Below are 21503 nucleotides of genomic sequence, written 5' to 3'. Positions count from 1 at the left end.
GGACGTTACGTTCGCGTTCTCCGGCCGTCAACAATTTGTTGAACTCAGGGCTCGCGGTTGAGATAGTTGTAGACCGTGAAGCGGGTGACGCCGAGCGCCTCGGCCACGGTGGGCGCGGCCTTGCGCAGGGCGAAGGCGCCGCGTTCCTCGAGCAGGCGCACGGCGCGCTGTTTGCCGGGCCGGTCCAGGTCGGCCAGTCGGGCTCCGAGTTCCCGCTCGACGCCGGTGATGAGCCGGTCCAGCGTGGTGGGCGGTGTGCCGGCCGGTTCACGGGCGGCGGCCGGCGTCGACAGCTGCAGGGTCAGGCGGTTCGCGCCGCCGGCCAGCGCGGCCCTGGCGATCGCCGGGAGCGCGTCGAGCAGGGCGTCCGCGTCGCCGCGGGCGGTGGTGCCGAGCGGGCCGAAGTCCACCGACAGGCCGGCCTCCTCGGCGGCGGTGCGCGCGCGGACGGCGTGCTCGGGCGGCTCGCCCTCGCCGCGGAACGGTTCGGTGGTGAACTCGGCTTCCAGTTCCACGTCCGCACGGTAACGGCACGGGCGGGGAAACGGGAAGCAACGAAAGGAGTGCCGGGGTGGAGCTGGTCTTCCGCGCGCCGCGCGCGATCACGGACGCCGGCACCGGGCCGTACTCGGTGGGGGTCGGCGACGGACGGATCGTGGCCGTCGAACCGGGGCTGTCGCTGGACGGCGACCGGGTCGTCGAGCTGGGTGAGGACGTCGTCCTGATGCCCGGGCTGGTCGACACGCACGTGCACGTCAACGATCCGGGCCGCAGCGAGTGGGAGGGGTTCGAGACGGCCACCCGCGCGGCCGCGGCCGGCGGGATCACCTCGATCGTGGACATGCCGCTGAACAGCGTGCCACCGACGGTGGATCCGGCGGCCCTGGAGGTGAAGCGGCGGGCGGCGCGGGGCCGTGTGCACGTCGACGTCGGGTTCTGGGGTGGCGCGGTGCCCGGCAACGGTGCCGAGTTGGCGCCGTTGCACGAGCAGGGCGTGTTCGGGTTCAAGTGCTTCCTGCTGCACTCCGGTGTCGACGAGTTCCCGCCGCTCGACGACGCCGAACTGGAGGCCGATCTGCGGATCCTCGCCGACCTGGGCGCGCTGATGATCGTGCACGCCGAGGACGCTGCGACGATCGAGAGCGCTCCGCGGCCGCACGGCGCGCGCTACGAAGGGTTTCTGGCCTCGCGACCGCGCGAGGCGGAGAACCGGGCGATCGCGAGGGTGATCGAGCTGGCCCGGCGCACCGGAGCCCGGGTGCACGTCCTGCACCTGTCCTCTTCGGACGCTCTGCCGATGATCGCGCGGGCGCGGGCCGACGGGGTCGCGCTGACCGCCGAGACGTGCCCGCACTACCTGAGCTTCGCGGCGGAGGAGATCCGCGACGGCGCGACGGAGTTCAAGTGCTGCCCGCCGATCCGCGAGTCGGGCAACCGGGAGTTGTTGTGGCAGGGGCTGGCGGACGGCGTGATCGACTGCGTCGTGAGCGACCACTCGCCGTGCACGCCGGAGCTGAAGCGGTTCGACAGCGGCGACTTCGGCGCGGCCTGGGGCGGGATCGCCGGGCTGCAGGTCGGGTTGCCCGCGGTGTGGACGGGTGCGAGCCGGCGCGGTCACGCGCTGGAGGACGTGGTGCGCTGGATGGCGCGGCGGCCGGCCGAGCTGGCCGGGCTCACGCGCAAGGGCCGGATCGCGGTGGGCTGCGACGCGGACTTCTGCGTGTTCGCACCGGACGAGGCGTTCGTGGTCGACGTGGCGAAGCTGCGGCACCGCAACCCGGTGAGCGCGTATCACGGCAGTTCGCTGCGCGGCGTGGTGCGGCAGACGTGGTTGCGCGGCCGGGAGGTCTCCGGGGACGATCCGCGGGGTGAGCTGATGCGGAGGGGGCAGTGGTGACCGAACGTCCGGAGTGGACTCGCGAACCCGACCTGGCGGTGCGGCGGGTCGGCGGGAGCGTGGTGTGGGCCAACGACGAGGCCTTCGCCGAGCGGGAGAACCTGATCAAGCCGGGGCCGGCCGAGTTCCGGCCGTGGAACTTCGGGCACAAGGGCCAGATCTACGACGGGTGGGAAACCCGGCGGCGCCGCTCACCGGGGGTGGACCAGGCGATCGTGCGGCTGGGCCTGCCCGGCGTGGTGCACGGGGTCGTCGTCGACACGGCGTTCTTCACGGGCAACTACCCGCCGTTCGCGTCGGTGGAGGCGGTGGCGGCCGACGGGTACCCGAGCCCGGACGAGCTGGCGGAGCTGGCGTGGACCCCGCTGGTGCCGAAGTCCGCCCTGGCCGGGGACTCGGAGAACTTCTTCGCGGTCTCCTCGAGCACGCGGTGGACGCACGTGCGGCTGACGATCCACCCGGACGGCGGCGTGGCCCGGTTCCGGGTGCACGGGACGCCGGTGGCGGACCCGCGCCTGGTCGACCCGGCCGCGCTGGACCTGGCCGCACTGGAGAACGGCGCGCGCGTGGTGGACTGCTCGAACATGTTCTACTCGTCGCCGGCCAACCTGATCTCACCCGGTTTCGCCGCCGTGATGGGCGAGGGATGGGAAACCGCCCGCCGCCGCGACGACGGCAACGACTGGGTGACGGTGCGGCTGGCGGGCGCCGGCGTCCCCCGGCTGGCCGAGCTGGACACCACGCACTTCAAGGGCAACGCGCCGGGCTGGGCTTCACTGCGGGGCCGTCTCGACGGCGACTGGTTCGAGGTGCTGCCCCGGACCCGCCTCCAGCCGGACACCCGCCACCGCTTCCGCGTGCCGGACCCGCGTGAGCTGACCGAACTGCGCCTGGACATCTACCCGGACGGCGGCATGGCGCGTCTGCGGCTGTGGGGCGCGCTCACCGCCCAGGGGCGCGCGACGCTGGAGCGCCGTTTCACCGACAGCGCCGGGTGAGCGGGAACCGGTGCGCGGATCGCTACCCGATCACCGCGCTCTCGCCCGGCTCCAGCACGTGCAGCCGGTCACCCAGCCCGGCCCCGGCGAACGCCTTCCGCACCTCGTCGGGCCCCTCGCTGAAGTGACCCCACCCGCGCGTGTGCACGGGCACGATGTTCCGCGCCCGGAGGACCTGTGCGGCCTCCGCGGCGTCCTCGCTGGTCAACGTCAGCGGGGCGCCGTCGAACAGCGAGGTCCGCGCCGCGCCGGCGAACAACACCGCGAGATCCAGTTTCCGCAGCCGCCGGGAGATCTCCCGCACCACGTCGAGCGAGGCGTTGTCCCCGCTGACGTACACCGTCGGCAGGTCCTTGCCGGTCAGCACGAAGCCGACGACCTCGCCGGTGATCTCCTCGCTGCCCTTGGGCCCGTGCTGGGCGGGCACCGCGGTCACCGCGACGGGCCCGATGTGCAGCTGGTGCCACGGCGCGAGCCCCTGTGCGGTGCCGCCCAGCCGCCGCGCGCCGCTCGGGGTGGTGAGCGTCAGCAGGGCCCGCTCGACGTACTCGCGCCCGGCCGGGTCGAGATTGTCGGCGTGCTGGTCGTGTGACAGCAGCACCGCGTCGACCGGCCCGACCTCGTCGGCGGACAGCCCGGGGTCCTCGGTCTTGGTCAGCGGGCGGCCGGGCGTCGTCTCGTGCACGCCCGCCGGGCTGAACGTCGGATCGGTCAGGAACCGCTTGCCGGCGATCTCCAGCAGCACCGTGGGGCCGCCTACGTACGTCACCTTCACACTGTCTGCCGTGACCACAACAACCCACCTCCAGACGGGGAACTTCCCGCCACACCACCGAGTCTGACACGATCGGGCGTCTCCGGTGGAGGGCGAGAGGCGCGGATTCGCCGAGCGGACCGGCACAATCGGCGTCCGGACGGCGAACCCGCCGCCCGGCACGGGGCCCGCGAGCAACGCCCGATTCGTCCGGTTGGACGGTGTGTGCGCCGGTCAGGGCCTCAGGCGCCGGCGGGAGCTGATCACACCGGTGTTGAAACCGGCCAGGTGCAGGCCGCCCGCGAACCGCGCGTGCTCGATCTTCACGCACCGGTTCATCACCACGTCCAGGCCCGCCTGACTCGCCCGCTCCGCCACCGGCTCGTGCCACAGGCCGAGCTGCAGCCACAACGTCCGCGCGCCCGCCTTGACGACCTCCTCGGCGACGTCGGGCAGGTCGGCGTGCTTGCGGAACACGCTGACCAGGTCCGGCTCGCCCGGCACGTCCGCCAGCGACGGGTACACCGGGTGACCCAGCAGCGATTCCAGCCGCGGGTTGACGAAGTTCACCTGGTACTCGCTGGAGGACAGCAGGTACGTCGCGACGAAGTAGCTCGGCCGCGCCGGGTTGTCGGACGCGCCGACGATCGTGACGGATTTCGTGCGCGACAGCAGCGCGAGCCGTTCCCGCGCCGTCGGCGGCGTCCAGGACAGCGGCGAATCCGACCGGACGGCTCCGGCGGGCACGGTGGTCTCCAGGCTCATGCGGCCTTCACCGCCGCCGTGAGGGCCTGGTCGATGTCCCACAGGATGTCCTCGGCGTCCTCGAGGCCCACCGACAGCCGGATCAGGTCGGGGCCCACGCCGCCGGCTTCGAGCTGCTCGTCGGAGAGCTGCTGGTGGGTGGTCGACGCGGGGTGGATCACCAGCGTGCGGGCGTCGCCGACGTTGGCCAGGTGGGACAGCAGCTCGACCGACTCGACGAACCTCTCCCCGGCCGCGCGGCCGCCCTTGACACCGAAGGAGAACACCGCGCCCGGCCCGAGCGGCAGGTACTTCTTCGCCAGCTCGTGGTGCCGGTGCCCGGGCAGCCCGGCGTAGCCGACCCACGCCACGCGGTCGTCGGCGTCCAGGAACTCCGCGACGGCCCGCGCGTTCGCCAGATGCGCGTCCATCCGCTGCGGCAGCGTCTCCACGCCCTGCAGCAGCAGGAACGCCGAGTGCGGCGACAGCACCGCGCCGATGTCGCGCAACTGCTCGGCCCGCAGCCGCGTGCAGAACGCGTACTCGCCGAAGTTCTCCCAGTACTTGAGACCGCCGTAGCTGGGCACGACCTCGGTCATGCGCGGGAACTTCCCGTTGCCCCAGTCGAACTTCCCGGATTCGACCACGATCCCGCCGAGCGTCGTGCCGTGCCCGCCGAGGAACTTCGTCGCCGAGTGCAGCACGATGTCCGCGCCGTGCTCGATCGGACGGCACAGGTACGGCGTGGCCAGTGTGGCGTCGACGACGAGCGGGATGTCGTGACTGTGCGCGAGATCGGCCAGCCCGGCGAGGTCCGCGATGCCGCCACCCGGGTTGCCGATGACCTCGGTGAAGATCAGCCGGGTGCGGTCGGTGATCGCGGCGGCGTAGTCGTCGAGGTCGTCGCCGGGCACGAACGTGGTCTCCACGCCGAAGCGGTTGAGCGTGCCGGACAGCTGCGTGACCGTGCCGCCGTAGAGCCCGCTGGCCGACACGATGTGGTCGCCCGCCTCGGCCAGGGCCGAGAACGTGAGGAACTCCGCCGCCTGGCCACTGCTGGTGGCGACCCCGCCGATGCCGCCCTCCAGGCTCGCCAGGCGCTCCTCGAACGCCGCCACCGTCGGGTTGCCGATCCGGCTGTAGATGTTGCCGTACTTCTGCAACGCGAACAGGTTGGCCGCGTCGGCGGCGTCCTCGAACACGAAACTCGTCGTCTGGTAGATCGGCACCGCACGCGCGCCGGTGACCGGATCGGGTGTCCCGCCGGCATGCAGGGCGCGCGTGCGGAAGCCCCAGCTGCGCTCACTCACCCGCCCGACGCTACCTGCCCGTCCACCGACCGGGCCAGCTCTCCCGGGTGGCGGGCGAGGTGCCGCCCGGCGCGGTACGCCCGCACCACCGCCGACCCCAGCGTGGCGCCCCCGCCGGGGTAGGTGTCCCGGAACAGCGTCGCGGCGCAGTTGCCCGCCGCGTACAGGCCGGGGATCGGCAGGCCGTCGTGGTCGACGACCCGGCCGTCGGCGTCGGTGGCCAGGCCTCCGGCGGTGCCGAGGACCCCGGCGTGCACCGGCACCGCGAAGAACGGCGGCCGCTCCACCGGCGCCAGGCACGGGTTGGGCGTGATCGCCGGGTCGCCGAGGTGGCGGTCCTGCGGGCTCCGGCCGCGGCCGAACACCGGGTCCTCGCCGCGGCGCGCGCCCGCGTTGAACTCCTCGACCGTCGCGACGAGAGCCGGGCCGATGCCGGCCGCCCTGGCGAGCTCCCCGAGCGAATCGGCCTGGATCATCCACGGCTGCGGCGACGTGGCGCCCGCGACGGGATACCGGTCCAGGTAGGCGCGGTCGAACACGAGGAACGCGGACGAGCCGATCGCGCCGAACGCGCGGTTGAGGTCGTGGTAGTTGAGGGCTTCGTTGACGAACCGGCGCCCGGTGGCGTCGACCGTCAGCGAACCGGGCAGCGTCATCTCGACGTTGCCCATCCGACCCGACGGGTGCCCGTCGTACCGCGCGGTGGGCGGCGTCAGCACCGGCACGCCCCACACCGCGGTCATGTCGCCGACCGCGGCGCCCGTGCGTACGGGCTCGGGATGGTCTACCCGCACCTGCCGCGGGTGCTGCTGAAGCGGCACATCGACTCGGGTTACCTGCGCACCGGTTCCTCGTTGCGGGAACTGGCTTCGTCGATCGGGGTCGGCCCGGAGGGGCTGGAGCGCACGGTCGCCGACGCCAACCGGTTCGCGCGCACCGGGGTGGACGAGGAGTACGGCAAGGGGTCGAGCCCGTTCGGGCACCAGTACGGCGACCCCGCCCACACGCCGAACGTCAACCTGGGACCGATCGACAAGGCCCCGTTCTACGCGATCGCGGTGGTGCCGACCCCGCTGGCGACCGCGCTGGGCCTGCGCACCGACACCGACGCCCAGGTGCTGCGCGACTCGGGCGAGCCGGTGGGCGGCCTGTACGCCTGCGGCAACGACGCGAACTCGATCATGGCCTCGGAGTACCCGGGCGCCGGATGCCAGGTGGGGGCCGGCTTGACGTTCGGTTACCTCGCCGCGCGCCACGCCGCACGCTCCTGAGCCGCCGCGGCTGACCGGTACCGCTCGCCGCGGTGCCGGTCAGCCGCGGAGCCCGGCCGCCACCGCGCTCATCCGAACGCCAGCCGCAGGCGGTGCAGCCGCTCCGCCGGTGTCTGGCGCGGGCAGCTGACGCACTTCTCGTGGTGGCCGGTGCGGTAGATCAGGCAGCACGACGCCCGCCGCACCACCGGTGTGGACCCGATCTCGACGAACCTCGGCCGGGGCAGGTGGTCGCCCACGGCGTCCACCACCGGCCCGGCCAGCTCCACCCCGCGCGCCGGGTCGCCCGCGGCTTTTCCCGCCCACAGCAGGACGTTCGCGATCGAGTCGGTCGCGATGGCGCACAACGCCCGCGTCCCGGCGCCGCTGACCTCGGCCACGGCCTCGATCCCGGCGTCCAGCGCGCCGGCCAGCGCCTCGCCGATCACCGCGACGTCCGATCCCAGCGGCCGCGACGACCGGGCGTCGAGCACCCGGCCGTCGGGGATGACGTCCAGCGTCACCGCCTCCAGCGCCGGGTCCCTCGCCCGTCCCGTCGCCACCAGCGGGTCCAGCGCGGGCGTCACGAGCACCGCCGACACCGAGTACCACCAGATCGTGCCGATCACCACCGGCCCGCCGCCGCCGTACAGGACGGCGGCGCGGCGCAGCTGCTCCCGCAGCCAGTCCCGGTCGGTGATCGCGGTGGCGGGCACGGCCGTCACGTCGTCCTCCGGTACCGCGACAGCGAGAACGCGATCGTCACCTCGGCGGGCTCGGTCACGTCCGTGAGCGCGGTGAGACGGTCCGGGTGATGGCCGGTGGGGCCCATCCGGACGGCGTGCCGGATGTCGTCCGGTTTCCACACCACCCGCTCCCGCAACGTCTCCCGCGAAACCAGTTCGAAATGATCCGACAACGCCGCGTCGAGACGTTCTTCCTTGCGCGCGTCCACTTCGAGAACCGGTGCCACCGACGCCAGTTCCGCCAGGTGCCCCCGTTCGGGCGACACCACGAGGAGGGAACCGCCGGGCCGCAGCACGCGCCGGAACTCCGGGCCGTTGCGCGGCGCGAAGACGTTCAGCACCACCGCGGCCGAGCCGTCGGCGACCGGCCACGGCTCCCACAGGTTCCACACCGCCGCACCCAGGCGAGGGTGCGCCTTCGCGGCGCGGCGCAGCGCGACAGCCGACACGTCGAGCGCCAGCCCGGCCGCCCCGGGAAGCCGCTCCAGCACGCCGGCCAGGTAGTAACCGGTCCCCGCGCCGGCGTCGACGACCAGACCCTCCCCACCGGTCTCCGACGCCGTGACCTCGGCGAGCCGGTCCCGCAGCCCCGCGTAGTGCCCGCCGTCGAGGAAGGCCACCCGCGCGGCGACCATCTCCGCCGTGTCCGCCGTCCCGGCCGGGACCCCGGCGTGCAGGAGGTTCACGTAACCCTGCTTCGCGAGGTCGAACGAGTGCCGCGACGGGCAGCGCAGCGACCGGCCGTCGCGGGCGAACGGCGCCGCGCACAAGGGGCACCGCAACGCCCCGACGACGGCGTCCGGCAATGTGGCGGGCCTCGTCATGCCCCCATCTCATCACACGCCGCTGTGACGCACCGTGACCGGCGACGGGGAGTATCCGACGGCTGTGTTTCCGAACAAGGCACATCTTCCCCGATCGCGCGAAACGTGCTCGTAACAACAGCGGCGGCACAGTTCACTTCGGGGAAACGTCGGAAGCGTCCCGGTGAAACACCGGAGTCGAACACTCCCGGGCACCACCTCGGGTACGGGAGGACGATGTGCTGAACGCAGGAGACACCGCGTGGGTGTTGGCCAGCGCCGCGCTGGTCATGCTCATGACACCAGGGCTGGCGTTCTTCTACGGCGGCATGGTCCGCGTGAAGAGCGTCCTGAACATGCTCATGATGAACTTCATCTGCCTGGCGATCGTCGCCGTGCTGTGGACCCTCTACGGGTTCACGATGTCCTTCGGCAGCGACGCGTTCGGTGGGCTGCTGGGCAACTTCGGCCACGCCGGCCTGGCCGACACGTGGGGGCACGTGGTCGGGTTCGCCACCGCGGCGACCGGCACGACGCCGGAGATCCCGTGGCCGGGCGGCGACGGCATCCCGATGCTCGTGTTCGCCATGTTCCAGCTCATGTTCGCGATCATCACCCCGGCGCTGATCTCCGGCGCGATCGCCGACCGCGCCAAGTTCTGGGGCTGGGCCCTGTTCGTCGTCGTCTGGGTCACGATCGTGTACTTCCCGGTGGCGCACTGGGTGTTCGCCTTCGACGGTTTCCTGAGCCCGGACGCCGTCGGCGGCTGGATCGCCAACAAGCTCAAGGCGCTCGACTTCGCCGGTGGCACCGCGGTCCACATCAACGCCGGTGCCGCGGGCCTCGCGCTCGCCCTCGTCCTCGGCAAGCGGCGCGGCTGGCCGCGCGAGACCGGCCGCCCGCACAACGTCCCGTTCGTCCTGCTGGGCGCGGGTCTGCTGTGGTTCGGCTGGTACGGCTTCAACGCCGGTTCCGCGCTCAGCGCCGGTGACCTGGCCGGTGTCGCCTTCGCCAACACCACCGTCGCCACCGCCGCCGCGGTGCTGGGCTGGCTGATCGTCGAGCAGCTGCGCTTCGGCAAGCCGACCACCCTCGGCGCGGCTTCCGGCGCGGTGGCCGGACTGGTGGCCATCACCCCGGCCGCCGGTTTCGTGACGCCGCTCGGCTCGATCGCGATCGGTGTCATCGCCGGTGCGATCTGCGCGCTCGCCGTGAGCCTGAAGTTCAAGCTGGGCTTCGACGACTCGCTCGACGTGGTGGGCGTCCACCTGGTCGGCGGTCTGGTCGGCACGCTGCTGATCGGCTTCTTCGGCACCACCAGCGTCAACTCCCTCGGCGCGGACGGCCTCTTCTACGGCGGCGGCTTCACCCAGCTGGGCAAGCAGGCCGCGGCGGCCTTCGCGGTGATGGGGTACTCGTTCGTGCTGACCTTCATCATCGGTGGCGTCATCAAGCTCCTCGGCGGTTTCCGGGTCAGCAAGGAGGACGAGGTCACCGGCATCGACGAGGCCCAGCACGCGGAGAGCGCGTACGACTTCGCGGGCGGCAGCATCGGCGGCCACAGTGGATCGATCCCCGCTTCGCTGCCCTCGAAGGACGGCGCGGCACTGGAAGGGAGCAAGGCATGAAGCTGATCACCGCGATCGTCAAGCCGTTCACCCTCGACGACATCCGCGCCGCCCTGGAACAGCTGGGCACGCTCGGCATGACCGTCAGCGAGGTGCAGGGCTACGGCCGCCAGAAGGGCCACACCGAGGTCTACCGCGGCGCCGAGTACGCCGTCGACTTCGTGGCCAAGCTGCGGGTCGAGGTCCTCACCGACGACTCGAACGTCGAAAAGGTCATCGAGGCCATCGTCAACGCCGCGCACACCGGCAAGATCGGTGACGGCAAGGTGTGGGTGACCCCGGTGGAGACCGTGGTCCGGGTCCGTACCGGCGAACGCGGTACGGACGCGCTGTAGGGACGCACCACATGGTCGTCGGGGGGCAACTCGCCGAGGCGGCGAACCGGTTGCTGGAAGGCCGGCACGGCAGGCTCGGTGCGTCCGCACTGCGCGCCGCGCTGGTGGACCTGTACGAGTTCTGGCTCGGCAAGGCCGCCGCGGCGGCCGGCGTGGACACCGCCGAACCCGGTGTCGCGCTGGTCGCCGTCGGCGGTCTCGGCCGCCGCGAGCTCGTGCCGTTCTCGGACCTGGACCTCGTTCTGGTCCACAACCAGCACCCGGGGATCGCCGAAATCGCCGATGCGCTGTGGTACCCGCTGTGGGACGCGCGCATCGGCCTCGACCACTCGGTCCGCACACCCGGGGAGGCCCTCCAGGTCGCCTCGGAGGACCTGCGGACCGCGATGGGTCTGCTCGACGCCCGGCACATCGCCGGGGACGCCGAGCTGACCGGCAGGCTCGCCACCGCGGCGCGCGACCAGTGGCGCCGCACGGCCCGCAAACGCCTGCCGGAACTGGCCGAGTCGACCCGCCGGCGCTGGCAGCGCAGCGGGGAGATCGCCCAGTCCGCCGAGCCGGACCTGAAGCACGGCCGGGGCGGTCTGCGTGACCTCGGGGTGCTGGAGGCGCTCGCCGCGGCCCAGCTCACCGACCGCCCGGGGGAGGAGCTGCGGGACGCGCGCGAGCTGCTGCTGGACGTCCGCACCGAGATGCGCCGCGAACTGCGGCGCGACCGGGACGTGCTGTCCGGTGTGGACGCCGAACTGGTGTCCGCCGAACTCGGCTTCGGCGACCGGTTCACCTTGGCGCGCAAGCTGTCCGGCGCCGGCCGTGCGGTCGGGTACGCGGTGGACGTCGCGTTGCGCGCCACCGCCGAGCCGCCACGCGGGCGGTTCGGGCGGCGGCCGAGCCGGACCCCGCTGGACGACGGCGTTGTCCTGCACGGCACCGAAGTCGCGCTGGCCCGTGACGCGGTGCCGGCGAAGGACCCGGCGCTGCTGCTGCGCGTCGCGGCCGCCTCCGCCCGCACCCGCACGCCGATCTCGCACGGCACCCTGCGCACCCTGGCCGATTCCGCGCCGGAGCTGCGCACGCCGTGGCCCGCTGACGCGCGGGACTCGCTCACCGAGCTGCTGGGCGCGGGCGAGGGCCTGATCGACGCGGTCGAGGCGCTGGACCGCACCGGCTTGTGGGCACGGCTGTTCCCGGAGTGGGGCGCGGTGCGGGACCTGCCGCCGCGCGAGCCGGTGCACTCGTGGACCGTCGACCGGCACCTCGTGCAGACCGCGGTCGAGGCCGCGAAGCTCACCACCACGGTGTCCCGGCCCGACCTGCTGCTGCTGGCCGCGCTGCTGCACGACATCGGCAAGGGCCGCGAGGCCGACCACTCCGAACTGGGTGCGGCGATCTCGCTGCAGGTGGCCGAGCGGATCGGTCTGCCCGCCGCCGACGCGGCGCTCGTCTCGGCCGCGGTCCGGCACCACCTGTTGCTGGCGCACACCGCGACCCGCCGCGACATCGAGGAACCGGCCACGGTGGCGCGCGTGGTGAAGACCGTCGACCACGACGTGGTCCTGCTCGAGCTGCTGCACGCGCTGACGCTGGCCGACTCGCTGGCCACCGGGCCGGGCATGTGGACCGATTGGAAGGCCGGGCTGGTCGCCGGCCTGGTCAACCGCTGCCGTCAGGTGGTGCAGGGCAAGGGGTTCAGCCCGCCCGAACCGCTCGACGCGCGACGGCGCGAGCTGGTCGCGGCGGCCGTCGCCTCCGGTCGCAGCGAGGTGCTGATCACCCACGACGGCAAGATGGCCACGGTCGTGGTCGCCGCGCCGGCCCGCACCGACCTGCTCGCCCCGGCGGCCGGGGTGCTCGCCCTCCACTCGCTGGAGGTCCACACGGCCGTGCTGCGTGGCCACGACGGCGGCCGGGCAGGGATCTTCACCGCGTCCCCGAAGTTCGGGTCCCTGCCCGATCCGTCGCTGCTGCGCGAACAGTTCGCGCGGGCGGTCGCCGGCGGGCTCGCGCTCGAGGCGAAGCTCGCCGCGAAGGAACGCGACTACCAGCCGACCCGGGTGGCGGCCAAGCCGAAGGTGCTGTGGTTCGACGACGAGACCAGCGGGCCCAGCACCGTCGTGCTGGAGCTGCGGGCCACCGACCGGATCGGGCTGCTCTACCGGGTGGCCGGTGCGCTGCAGTCCTGCGGCGCCGAGGTGAAGTGGGCCAAGGTGGCGACCCTGGGCGCCGCGGTCGTCGACTCGTTCGCGGTCTCGCCGCGCGAAGGCCGGGTGGACCCGGCGTGGCGGCAGCGGGTCGAGCAGGCGGTGCTCACCGCCGCGTCATGATCCGCCGCGGGGTGTCGCCGCGGTTTTCCCGATCGGTGGTGGCAGGATGGCTGTCGTGCCCGAGTCGACGATCCTGCCGCTCACGGTCGCCGCGGCCCACCTGGAGGCCTGCGCCGCCGAGCTGGACCGGGCGCCGGAAACCGACCTCGGCGAGATCGTCGCCGTCCTCAGGCACCTCGTCGCCGGTCAGCGGCACCTGTCCGGCGCGCTCACCGGGCTCGCCGGCCGGCTCGGCGAGGCGCGTCACGGCGCGCTGGCCGCGATGCCGCCGGCCGAAATGGCCGCGCTGGTGGAGATCCTCCAGGCGGCGGGCGCGGCGTTCGGCTATTCGGCCGACGCGCTCGGCGAGAGCGAGCCGCTGGCCGCCTACATCGCCGTGAACGCCGGCGAGAGCACGCGTCTGTAGCCGCCTGGCGAACCAAGGCCGGCGGCACGGTCGAGGCGCCGAAAAATTCTTCGCGAACCCGCGTCACGCTCCCGGCCGAGGTGGGTCACACCCCTGCGCACACACGGTTCCTGAGTAGACCTACCTAGGGCTACTTGGGGGTCTTCACGCTGCCCCGGCCCTCGTGGGACCGGCAGTCTTGAGGACATCACGCCACGGATGTCCGAGGGGCTCTCGCTGGTACTGGGGGTTCGGCGAGCACGGGGGACCGGCGCCCGCGGCGTGCGTGTGCGGGTGGCCCGGCGAGGGGGCGGGCCACCCGCGCTTCCCCCCGCGCGGTTGGATGTCGCGCATGCTGCATCTGCTGATTCCGAGCTGCCTGACGAGCGAGGCGGCGGCCCACCCGGCGCCGGCATGGCTGGTGAGCGCGGCGTGAACACGGACGTGACGCAGAACCTCGTCGCCTTCCAGGCGCACGGCTTGGACGATCCGGTCGTCGCGAGTGCCCCGACCGTGGCCGACGACGCCCTGCGGCAGGCGTGGGCCCAGGTGCGCGCCGAACGTCAGGTCCAGCCCGCGGACGTCACCGCCGTCTACAGCGAGTGGGAACCCTCCGCCGAAGACCTCGGGTTCGTGGCCCTGATGTTCCCCGGCGCCCGGCACACCTACAGCTTCGACCGCCCCGGCCCGGACGGCTGGGCGGCCGCGTTCGCCGAGGCCGAGCGCGTGCTGGCGGAACAGGCCGCGCCCGCGCCGGTGCTGCTGCCGGTGCTGTGGAGCGCGTCGTCGCCGCGGGCCGAGTTGCTCGGCTCGATCCCGCACCACCCGCTGGTGCCCGGCCGGCTGTCGGTCGGCCTGGCCCACGTCGGGCCCACCCCGCGCGGCACGCTCGGTATGAACCATCTCACCACGCACGGCTACCAGGAGGCGGGCTCGCCGCCGTTCGCGGAGCTGATGGCCGAGGCGGGTGCGAACCTCAAGCGCGGTCTGCGCGTCACCGGTCACCGCGGCGAGCGCGGCGACCTGCTGCACCTGACCCGGGAGGACTGGCTGGCCGGTTCGGCGCTCGCGCTGGACGACTTCGGCGAGCAGATGGCCCGCAACCTCGGCGAGGAGCGGCTGGTGGTCGGCCTGCCCTGCCCGGACGAGCTGGTCGTGGCGGGCGCGGACTCCGGTTGGGCCGAGGTGATCCACGAACAGGTGCTGGGCTCGGAGTACGACACCACCGAGCTGGTGCCGTGCGTGGTGCTGCTGGAGCCCGGCGGGATGCGGCTGCTGGCCGAACGGCGGGCCTGACAGCCTGCCCGGTCGCAGCGGCTACCCTGGAGAGACGCCGCAGGCGGACAACCACGACCAGCTGGAGCGTGCACACCCGTGTTCGACACCCTCTCCGACCGGCTCACTTCGGTCCTGCAGAACCTGCGGGGCAAGGGGAAGCTGACCGACGCCGACATCGACGCCACCGCGCGCGAGATCCGTATCGCGCTGCTGGAGGCGGACGTCGCGCTGCCCGTCGTCCGGGAGTTCATCGCGCACGTCAAGGAACGCGCGAAGGGTGCGGAGGTCTCCGAGGCCCTCAACCCGGCGCAGCAGGTCATCAAGATCGTCAACGAGGAGCTGGTCGGCATCCTCGGTGGCGAGACCCGCCGCCTGAGCCTGGCCAAGAACCCGCCGACGGTGATCATGCTCGCCGGTCTGCAGGGTTCCGGTAAGACGACGCTGGCCGGCAAGCTCGCGCTGTTCCTCAAGAAGCAGGGGCACGCGCCGCTGCTGGTCGCGTGCGACCTCCAGCGCCCGAACGCGGTCACGCAGCTGCAGGTCGTCGGTGAGCGCGCCGGGGTGCAGACGTTCGCGCCCGAGCCGGGCAACGGTGTCGGCGACCCGGTCGACGTCGCCCGCCGCGGCATCGACGAGGCCAGGCACGCGCAGCACGACATCGTCATCGTCGACACCGCCGGGCGGCTCGGTGTCGACGAGGAGCTGATGAAGCAGGCCGCGGACATCCGCGACGCGGTCGAGCCGGACGAGATCCTCTTCGTCGTCGACGCGATGATCGGTCAGGACGCGGTCACCACGGCCGAGGCGTTCCGCGACGGCGTCGGCTTCACCGGCGTGGTCCTGACCAAGCTCGACGGTGACGCCCGCGGTGGTGCGGCGCTGTCCGTGCGGCAGGTCACCGGTCAGCCGATCCTGTTCGCCTCCAACGGTGAGAAGCTCGAGGACTTCGACACCTTCCACCCGGACCGGATGGCCAGCCGGATCCTGGGCATGGGCGACCTGCTCACCCTGATCGAGCAGGCCGAGCAGGCCTTCGACCAGGAGCAGGCCGAGAAGGCCGCGGCGAAGCTGGGCACCGGCCAGCTCACCCTCGAGGACTTCCTGGAGCAGATGCTCGCGGTCCGCAAGATGGGCCCGATCGGCAACCTGCTCGGCATGCTGCCCGGCGCCGGGCAGATGAAGGACCAGCTCGCCCAGGTCGACGACAAGCACCTGGACCGGCTGCAGGCGATCATCCGCGGCATGACCCCCGCCGAGCGGGCCGATCCGAAGATGATCAACGGCTCCCGCCGCCAGCGCATCGCGCAGGGTTCGGGCGTGACGGTGCGCGAGGTCAACGACCTGGTCAACCGGTTCTTCGAAGCCCGCAAGATGATGCAGCAGATGGCCGGGCGCTTCGGTTTCGGCGGCGGCAGCGCGACCAAGCGCAAGAAGGGCAAGAAGGGGAAGAAGGGCAAGGGCCCGACGCAGCCCAAGGTGCGCGGCGGGTTCCCCGGCGGAATGCCGATGCTCCCGCCCGGCGGCGCCGGTGGTGGCATGCCCGACCTCTCCCAGCTCGGCGGTGGCATGAACGACGTGCCCGGCTTCGACCCGTCGAAGTTCAAGCTGCCGAAGAACAAGTAGATGCACCTGCGCGCGGTGGTGCTGCCCGACGGTGAGCAGCGCGACGTCTGGGTCGGCGACGGCAGGGTCACGTTCTCCCCGGTGGCGGGCGCGGCCACGCTCGTCGAGGACGGTTTCCTGGTGCCCGGACTGGTGGACGCCCACTGCCACCCGGCGATCGGTCCCGGCGGTCCCACCGGCCTCGACGGCGCGGTGGCGAACGCGCTGGCCGACCGGGACGCGGGCACGCTGCTGATCCGCGACTGCGGTCAGCCGATCGACACGCGTCCCCTGCAGGAACGCGCCGACCTGCCGCGGATCATCCGCTCGGGCAAGCACCTGGCGCGGCCCAAGCGGTACATCCCGAACCTGGGCCTCGACCTGGAGGACCCGGACCAGCTGCCCGCCGCGGTCGCCGAGCAGGCCGCCGACGGCGACGGCTGGGTCAAGCTGGTCGGCGACTGGATCGACCGGTCCGCCGGCGACCTCGCTCCACTGTGGCCGGACGACGTGCTTGCCGAGGCGATCAAGGTCGCGCACGAGGCCGGCGCCCGCGTCACGGCGCACGTCTTCGGCGAGGACGCCCTGCCCGGACTGATCAACGCCGGCATCGACTGCCTCGAGCACGGCACCGGTCTGGACACCTCGCTGCTGGCCGAGATGGCCCGCCGCGGCACGGCGCTGGTGCCGACGCTGATCAACATCGAGAACTTCCCGGGCATCGCCGACTCGGCCGGCAAGTACCCGGTGTACGCGGACCACATGCGCGCGCTGCACGCCCGCGTCGGCGATCTGGTCGGCAACGCGCTCGACGCCGGTGTGGCGGTCTACGCGGGCAGCGACGCGGGCGGCATGATCGCCCACGGGCGCCTGGTGGACGAGCTGGAAGCGTTGCACCGCGCGGGGATGACCGCCGAGCAGGCGCTGGCGGCCGGTTCGTGGGCGGCCCGCGACTGGCTCGGCCACCCCGGGCTGACCGAGGGCGCGCCGGCCGATTTCCTGGTCCTCGACCCCGACCCGCGCGAGGACCTGTCCGCCCTGCGCAACCCACGGCACATCGTCCTGCGCGGCGCGATCGTCCGCTGAGGCGCGGACGCTGCCGGCGGGCCCGTCCGGCGCCCCGTTCCGGTGACACCGCTCACGCCCCGGGGTCGAATGCTCGCGCCCAGCCACATAGCCTGGCTCCATGGGATCCGTGAACCAGGGCGTCGGGGAGGCGTCGCGCACCCGGCCGGTCCTCGGTGCCCACTGGGGGTTCCTCGCGTTCTTCGCCGGGCTCGGGGTCTACCACCTCGTCACCGTCGTGATGACCGCGATGCGGTCCGGCCACGCCAGCGTCGACCCGCTCGAACTGCTCGACGTCGGCCCGGTGCTGCTGCTCGCGTTCGTGCCCAGCCTGCTGCTCGGTCTCGCCCCGCTGGTCGCGTCACGCCGCTGGGGCAACGGTCCGCGGGCCGACTTCGGCTGGCTGCCCGACCTGCGGGACGTGAAGGTGGGCCTGGCCTGCGGTGTCCTCGCCCTGCTCGCCGGCTACCTGGTCAACCTCGTGCTGCTGGGCATCTACGGCACCGACCGCGTCACCGACAGCCCCCTCACCGACCTCGCCGAGGACGGTGGCTCCGACGAGGTCCTGTGGCTCGCGCTCGCCGCGCTCGTCGTCGTGGTCGCCACCCCCATGGCCGAGGAACTGCTCATGCGCGGCGCCCTGTGGGGCGCGCTCGAGCACCACCGCATCCCGCGGTGGGTGATCCTCGTGCTCACCGCGGTCGTGTTCGCGTACCTGCACGGCGAGCCGACGCGCACGCTGGCCCTGCTCGCGCAGGGCCTGGTGATCGGCGCGGCCCGGCTGCGCACCGGGCGGGTGGGGGCGAGTTTCGTCGCGCACGCGGCGAACAACCTGGCCCCGGCGTTGATGCTGTTCACCGGGTCCTGAGCGGAACGACCATGGCGACTAGGCTCGGGAGGTGCTGGGCTAGGTGGAGAGGGAGGCACGCCGTGACGGCACACCCGGGCGAGCTGGATCAGCCTGATCTGCCCGCCGCGGAGGCCGCGTCCCACCCCGGGCACCGCTGGGGGTTCGGCGCGTTCCTCGTCGTCGAGGCCGTGCTGCTGGCCTCCGCCGCGTTCGTCAGCGTCCTGCTCGGGCCGGCGCCGCCCGGTCAGCCGCTGCCCGCGCGGGACGTCCTGATCGGCACCATGGCCCCGACCGTCCTCGCCGCGCTGGTCGCGATCCTGATCACCAAGGTGCGCGGCAACGGGCCGCTGGTCGACCTGCGGCTGTCCTGGCGCTGGGACGACGTGAAGCTCGGGCTCAAGCTCGGCACGTTCGGCCTGGTGCTGACCACGGTCAGCGCGTTCGTCTGGACCCAGGTGGTCGGCGAGGCCAACGCCGGGTCGGCGATCAGCGCGCTGGTCGAGGAGCAACCCATGTCGGTGAGCGCCGCGGTCGTGATGTTCGCCTACCTGTGGCTGCTCGGGCCGATCTGCGAGGAGATCATCTACCGCGGCCTGCTGTGGAACGCGGTCGAACGGCTGCACTGGGGCCAGGAGAAGTGGGCCCGGCTGGCGGCGTTCCTGCTGTCCACTGCGGTCTTCGCGGCCAGCCACCTGGAGCCGCTGCGCACCACGCTGCTGCTGGTCATCGCCATCCCGATCGGCCTGGCCCGGCTGTTCACCGGCCGCCTGCTGGGCAGCATCGTCGCGCACCAGATGAACAACTTCCTGCCCGCGGTCGCGATGCTGCTGACCGCCCTGGGCGTGATGTCCATCTAGACGCCGGTCGCAGGGCACGCGAGCGGGTCTGGCAGAATAGTCGCTTGCCTGCTGCGGCCGGGCCCTCTCACCGTGCCGTGGCGACCGAAAAGCTTCGGGTACTCGTCCGGTGTCCCCACACGGATCGTGACCCGACACCCGCGAGCACAGCAGAGAACCAAGGAGTACCCACACACCGTGGCCGTCAAGATCAAGCTCCAGCGCCTCGGCAAGATCCGTGCGCCGTACTACCGCATCATCGTCGCCGACGCGCGCACCCGCCGGGACGGCAAGGCCATCGAGACGATCGGCAAGTACCACCCGAAGTCGGAGCCGAGCTTCATCGAGGTCGACTCCGAGCGCGCCCAGTACTGGCTGGGCGTCGGCGCCCTGCCGACCGAGCCGGTGCAGCGCATCCTGGAGATCACCGGTGACTGGCAGAAGTTCAAGGGCCTGCCGGGCGCCGAGGGCACGCTGAAGACCGCTCCGCCGAAGCCGACCAAGGAGGAGCTGTTCAACCAGGCCCTCGCGGCGGCCGGTGACGAGCCCTCCAACGAGGCCACCACGCCGAAGAAGAAGCCGGCCCGCAAGGCCGACGACGAGGCGGCCAAGGACGAGGCGTGAGCTTCCTCGCCGACTCCCTCGAACACCTGGTGCGCGGGATCGTGGACAACCCGGACGAGGTCCGGGTCGACCTGATCACCACCCGCCGCGGTCGCACGCTCGAGGTCCACGTCCACCCGGACGACCTCGGCAAGGTCATCGGCCGTGGCGGCCGGACCGCGACCGCGCTGCGCACCGTCATGGGCGGCATCGGTGGCCGCGGCGTCCGCGTGGATGTCGTCGACACCGACCGCTGACCCATCCGTGGACGTCGTCGTCGGGCGGGTCGCGAAGGCCCATGGGGTCCGCGGTGAACTCGCCGTGGACATCCGGACCGACTCGCCCGAGGAACGCTTCCGCGACGGCGCGACGGTGACCGCCCGCTTCCGCGACGGCACCACGCGCCCGCTGACCATCGCAGCCGCCCGCCCCCACGGCGGGCGGCTGCTGGTCACCTTCGAGCAGGTCGTCACGCGCGAGGCCGCCGAGGCCCTGCGCGGCGCCCTGCTGCTCGCCGACACCGCCGACCTGCCGCCCACCGACGACCCGGACGAGTTCTACGACCACGAACTCGAGGGTCTGCGTGCCGAGCTGGGCGACGGCGAGGTCGTCGGCACCGTGCAGGAGGTCGTGCACGCCCCGCACGGGGAACTGCTCGCGATCGACCGCGACGGCCGCACCGTGCTCGTGCCGTTCGTGCAGGCGATCGTGCCCGTGGTGGACGTCGCCGGCGGACGCGTCGTCATCGAACCGCCCGAGGGCCTGCTCGACGACGCCGGCTGACGGGCTGGTTACCCTCGCGCCGTGCGGATCGACGTCGTCACCATCTTCCCCGAGTACCTGGACCCGCTGCGGGCCGCGCTGCTGGGCCGCGCCATCGAGCGCGGGCTGATCGAGGTCGGGGTGCACGATCTGCGGGACTGGACCCACGACGTGCACCGCGCGGTCGACGACGCCCCCTACGGCGGCGGCCCCGGCATGGTCATGAAGCCGCAGGTGTGGGGCGACGCCCTGGACGCGGTCTGCGGACCGGACACCCGCCTGGTCGTGCCCACACCGGCGGGCCGGCCGTTCACACAGGACGTGGCACATTCGTACGCCCGCGAGAAGCACCTGGTGTTCGCCTGCGGCCGCTACGAGGGCATCGACCAGCGGGTCATCGACGACGCCGCGCGCCGGATGCCGGTCGACGAGGTGTCCATCGGCGACTACGTCCTGGTCGGCGGCGAGGCCGCGGTGCTGGTCATGGTCGAGGCCACCGTCCGGCTGCTGCCCGGTGTGCTGGGCAACCCCGTGTCGGCCGAGCAGGACTCCTTCTCCGACGGGTTGCTCGAGGGACCCAGTTACACGCGCCCCGAGGTCTGGCGCGACCTGTCCGTGCCCGAGGTGCTGCGCTCGGGCAACCACGCGCTGATCGACCGCTGGCGGCGCGACCAGGCGCTGGAACGCACCCTGCTGCGCCGCCCCGATCTCCTCGACCGGCTGCCGGACGGTACGCTGGACGAGCGCGATCTCGCCGTGCTCGACCGTGTCCGGTCCGGGCAGCGGCAGGCCGGGTGATCCGGCCGGGGACGCGTCTGCAATACTTGACAGGTTGGCCGTACCAGTGGTGCGTGCCTGCCACAAGCCCCCGGGTCGCCTGCCTAGTGAGTGTGCGCGTGCTCGGATGACTGCCAGACAGACGAAGGACGAGGACGGACTCCCGATGAACACCCTGGACGCCCTGGACGCTCAGTCGCTGCGTTCCGACATTCCGCACTTCCGCCCGGGTGACACGCTGAAGGTGCACGTTCGCGTCATCGAGGGAAACCGTGAGCGTGTTCAGGTTTTCCAGGGCGTCGTGATCCGCCGCCAGGGCGGCGGTATTCGCGAGACCTTCACCGTGCGCAAGGTTTCGTTCGGTGTGGGCGTGGAGCGCACTTTCCCGGTGCACAGCCCGAACATCTCGAAGATCGAGGTGCACAAGCGCGGTGACGTGCGTCGCGCCAAGCTCTACTACCTGCGTGAGCTGCGCGGCAAGGCCGCCAAGATCAAGGAGCGCCGCGAGGCCCCGACCGCGTCCTGAGGGCTCGGACGTTCTCCGATAGCCTGGCGA

At 72.5% G+C, this 21503-nt stretch carries 24 protein-coding genes; 17 read left to right on the top strand and 7 right to left on the bottom strand.

Annotation, left to right across the window (positions count from 1 at the left end; all coding sequences use genetic code 11):
- Nucleotides 1-44: 44 nt before the first annotated feature.
- Complete coding sequence (locus tag FB470_RS03645; protein WP_306988736.1) at nt 45-515, bottom strand: helix-turn-helix domain-containing protein; 471 nt, start codon at nt 513-515, stop codon at nt 45-47.
- Between the two features lie 56 nt (nt 516-571).
- On the opposite strand from FB470_RS03645, the gene allB reads away from it, so the two are divergent.
- Together allB and alc are read left to right on the top strand one after the other, a co-directional pair.
- A complete protein-coding gene (gene allB / locus FB470_RS03640; RefSeq protein WP_306988734.1) occupies nt 572-1897 on the top strand; it encodes an allantoinase AllB in 1326 nt (441 codons plus the stop codon).
- On the top strand, nt 1891-2895 hold the full coding sequence (gene alc, locus FB470_RS03635) for an allantoicase (protein ID WP_306988733.1): 1005 nt from the start codon (nt 1891-1893) through the stop codon (nt 2893-2895). The genes allB and alc overlap by 7 nt, the downstream gene beginning before the upstream one ends.
- A 22-nt stretch (nt 2896-2917) precedes the next feature.
- On the opposite strand, the gene FB470_RS03630 is transcribed toward alc, so the two are convergent.
- From FB470_RS03630 to FB470_RS03615, 4 genes are all read right to left on the bottom strand, one after another.
- On the bottom strand, nt 2918-3670 hold the full coding sequence (locus FB470_RS03630; protein WP_306999043.1) for an MBL fold metallo-hydrolase: 753 nt from the start codon (nt 3668-3670) through the stop codon (nt 2918-2920).
- 213 nt (nt 3671-3883) lie between these two features.
- Nucleotides 3884-4414, bottom strand: a complete 531-nt coding sequence (locus tag FB470_RS03625) for a CoA-binding protein (protein ID WP_306988731.1) — start codon at nt 4412-4414, stop codon at nt 3884-3886.
- Nucleotides 4411-5703, bottom strand: coding sequence for an O-acetylhomoserine aminocarboxypropyltransferase/cysteine synthase family protein (locus FB470_RS03620; RefSeq protein ID WP_306988729.1), 1293 nt, complete (start codon nt 5701-5703; stop codon nt 4411-4413). The genes FB470_RS03625 and FB470_RS03620 overlap by 4 nt, the downstream gene beginning before the upstream one ends.
- Nucleotides 5700-6497, bottom strand: coding sequence for an FAD-binding protein (locus FB470_RS03615; RefSeq protein WP_306988727.1), 798 nt, complete (start codon nt 6495-6497; stop codon nt 5700-5702). Before FB470_RS03615 ends, FB470_RS03620 begins: the two co-directional genes overlap by 4 nt.
- Between FB470_RS03615 and FB470_RS03610 the strand changes: the two genes are divergently transcribed.
- On the top strand, nt 6483-6974 hold the full coding sequence (locus tag FB470_RS03610; RefSeq protein ID WP_370876445.1) for an FAD-binding protein: 492 nt from the start codon (nt 6483-6485) through the stop codon (nt 6972-6974). The two genes, FB470_RS03615 and FB470_RS03610, sit on opposite strands and share 15 nt — an antisense overlap.
- Before the next feature lie 68 nt (nt 6975-7042).
- Here FB470_RS03610 and FB470_RS03605 read toward each other — a convergent pair whose 3' ends face one another.
- Together FB470_RS03605 and FB470_RS03600 are read right to left on the bottom strand one after the other, a co-directional pair.
- Nucleotides 7043-7678 (bottom strand): (2Fe-2S)-binding protein, encoded by a 636-nt coding sequence (locus FB470_RS03605; protein WP_306988724.1) that lies wholly within the window; start codon nt 7676-7678, stop codon nt 7043-7045.
- Entirely contained in the window at nt 7675-8523 is an 849-nt protein-coding gene (locus FB470_RS03600) for a putative RNA methyltransferase (RefSeq protein ID WP_306988722.1), read from the bottom strand. Before FB470_RS03600 ends, FB470_RS03605 begins: the two co-directional genes overlap by 4 nt.
- A 218-nt stretch (nt 8524-8741) precedes the next feature.
- Between FB470_RS03600 and FB470_RS03595 the strand changes: the two genes are divergently transcribed.
- From FB470_RS03595 to rplS, 14 genes are all read left to right on the top strand, one after another.
- Nucleotides 8742-10130 (top strand): ammonium transporter, encoded by a 1389-nt coding sequence (locus FB470_RS03595; protein WP_306988721.1) that lies wholly within the window; start codon nt 8742-8744, stop codon nt 10128-10130.
- On the top strand, nt 10127-10465 hold the full coding sequence (locus FB470_RS03590) for a P-II family nitrogen regulator (RefSeq protein WP_179771355.1): 339 nt from the start codon (nt 10127-10129) through the stop codon (nt 10463-10465). Before FB470_RS03595 ends, FB470_RS03590 begins: the two co-directional genes overlap by 4 nt.
- 11 nt (nt 10466-10476) lie before the next feature.
- On the top strand, nt 10477-12789 hold the full coding sequence (locus tag FB470_RS03585) for a [protein-PII] uridylyltransferase (protein WP_306988720.1): 2313 nt from the start codon (nt 10477-10479) through the stop codon (nt 12787-12789).
- A 46-nt stretch (nt 12790-12835) separates the two neighbouring features.
- Nucleotides 12836-13195, top strand: coding sequence for a hypothetical protein (locus tag FB470_RS03580; RefSeq protein ID WP_306988718.1), 360 nt, complete (start codon nt 12836-12838; stop codon nt 13193-13195).
- A 411-nt stretch (nt 13196-13606) separates the two neighbouring features.
- A complete protein-coding gene (locus FB470_RS03575; protein WP_306988716.1) occupies nt 13607-14470 on the top strand; it encodes a hypothetical protein in 864 nt (287 codons plus the stop codon).
- Between the two features lie 78 nt (nt 14471-14548).
- Entirely contained in the window at nt 14549-16075 is a 1527-nt protein-coding gene (gene ffh / locus FB470_RS03570) for a signal recognition particle protein (protein ID WP_306988715.1), read from the top strand.
- The gene (locus FB470_RS03565) at nt 16076-17140 is read left to right on the top strand and encodes an amidohydrolase family protein (protein WP_306988713.1); all 1065 of its coding nucleotides are present in this window, start codon (nt 16076-16078) and stop codon (nt 17138-17140) included.
- 100 nt (nt 17141-17240) lie between these two features.
- Nucleotides 17241-17987, top strand: a complete 747-nt coding sequence (locus FB470_RS03560) for a CPBP family intramembrane glutamic endopeptidase (protein WP_306988711.1) — start codon at nt 17241-17243, stop codon at nt 17985-17987.
- A gap of 62 nt (nt 17988-18049) precedes the next feature.
- Nucleotides 18050-18826 (top strand): CPBP family intramembrane glutamic endopeptidase, encoded by a 777-nt coding sequence (locus FB470_RS03555; RefSeq protein WP_306988709.1) that lies wholly within the window; start codon nt 18050-18052, stop codon nt 18824-18826.
- Between the two features lie 177 nt (nt 18827-19003).
- Entirely contained in the window at nt 19004-19429 is a 426-nt protein-coding gene (gene rpsP / locus FB470_RS03550; protein ID WP_306988707.1) for a 30S ribosomal protein S16, read from the top strand.
- On the top strand, nt 19426-19665 hold the full coding sequence (locus FB470_RS03545) for an RNA-binding protein (protein ID WP_179771345.1): 240 nt from the start codon (nt 19426-19428) through the stop codon (nt 19663-19665). Before rpsP ends, FB470_RS03545 begins: the two co-directional genes overlap by 4 nt.
- A 7-nt stretch (nt 19666-19672) precedes the next feature.
- Entirely contained in the window at nt 19673-20191 is a 519-nt protein-coding gene (rimM, locus tag FB470_RS03540; RefSeq protein WP_306988705.1) for a ribosome maturation factor RimM, read from the top strand.
- Nucleotides 20192-20212: 21 nt separating this feature from the next.
- Nucleotides 20213-20968 carry a tRNA (guanosine(37)-N1)-methyltransferase TrmD gene (gene trmD / locus FB470_RS03535; RefSeq protein WP_306988703.1) on the top strand — a complete coding sequence of 252 codons (756 nt, stop codon included), beginning with the start codon at nt 20213-20215 and terminating at the stop codon, nt 20966-20968.
- Between the two features lie 145 nt (nt 20969-21113).
- Nucleotides 21114-21473 (top strand): 50S ribosomal protein L19, encoded by a 360-nt coding sequence (rplS, locus tag FB470_RS03530; protein ID WP_306988701.1) that lies wholly within the window; start codon nt 21114-21116, stop codon nt 21471-21473.
- Nucleotides 21474-21503: the final 30 nt, after the last annotated feature.

This window comes from Amycolatopsis thermophila (assembly GCF_030814215.1).
GTDB classification, from domain to species: domain Bacteria; phylum Actinomycetota; class Actinomycetes; order Mycobacteriales; family Pseudonocardiaceae; genus Amycolatopsis_E; species Amycolatopsis_E thermophila.
Note: the sequence above shows the minus strand (reverse complement) of the source record. Positions and strands in the feature narration are given on the sequence as shown.

Excerpts from the sequence above, each read along its gene's own strand:
- FB470_RS03625 (WP_306988731.1), bottom strand. The coding sequence starts at position 4,414 with ATGAGCCTGGAGACCACCGTGCCCGCCGGAGCCGTCCGGTCGGATTCG.
- FB470_RS03610 (WP_370876445.1), top strand. The coding sequence starts at position 6,483 with ATGGTCTACCCGCACCTGCCGCGGGTGCTGCTGAAGCGGCACATCGAC.
- FB470_RS03600 (WP_306988722.1), bottom strand. The coding sequence starts at position 8,523 with ATGACGAGGCCCGCCACATTGCCGGACGCCGTCGTCGGGGCGTTGCGG.
- FB470_RS03590 (WP_179771355.1), top strand. The coding sequence starts at position 10,127 with ATGAAGCTGATCACCGCGATCGTCAAGCCGTTCACCCTCGACGACATC.
- FB470_RS03585 (WP_306988720.1), top strand. The coding sequence starts at position 10,477 with ATGGTCGTCGGGGGGCAACTCGCCGAGGCGGCGAACCGGTTGCTGGAA.
- FB470_RS03580 (WP_306988718.1), top strand. The coding sequence starts at position 12,836 with ATGGCTGTCGTGCCCGAGTCGACGATCCTGCCGCTCACGGTCGCCGCG.
- FB470_RS03565 (WP_306988713.1), top strand. The coding sequence starts at position 16,076 with ATGCACCTGCGCGCGGTGGTGCTGCCCGACGGTGAGCAGCGCGACGTC.
- FB470_RS03560 (WP_306988711.1), top strand. The coding sequence starts at position 17,241 with ATGGGATCCGTGAACCAGGGCGTCGGGGAGGCGTCGCGCACCCGGCCG.
- rplS (WP_306988701.1), top strand. The coding sequence starts at position 21,114 with ATGAACACCCTGGACGCCCTGGACGCTCAGTCGCTGCGTTCCGACATT.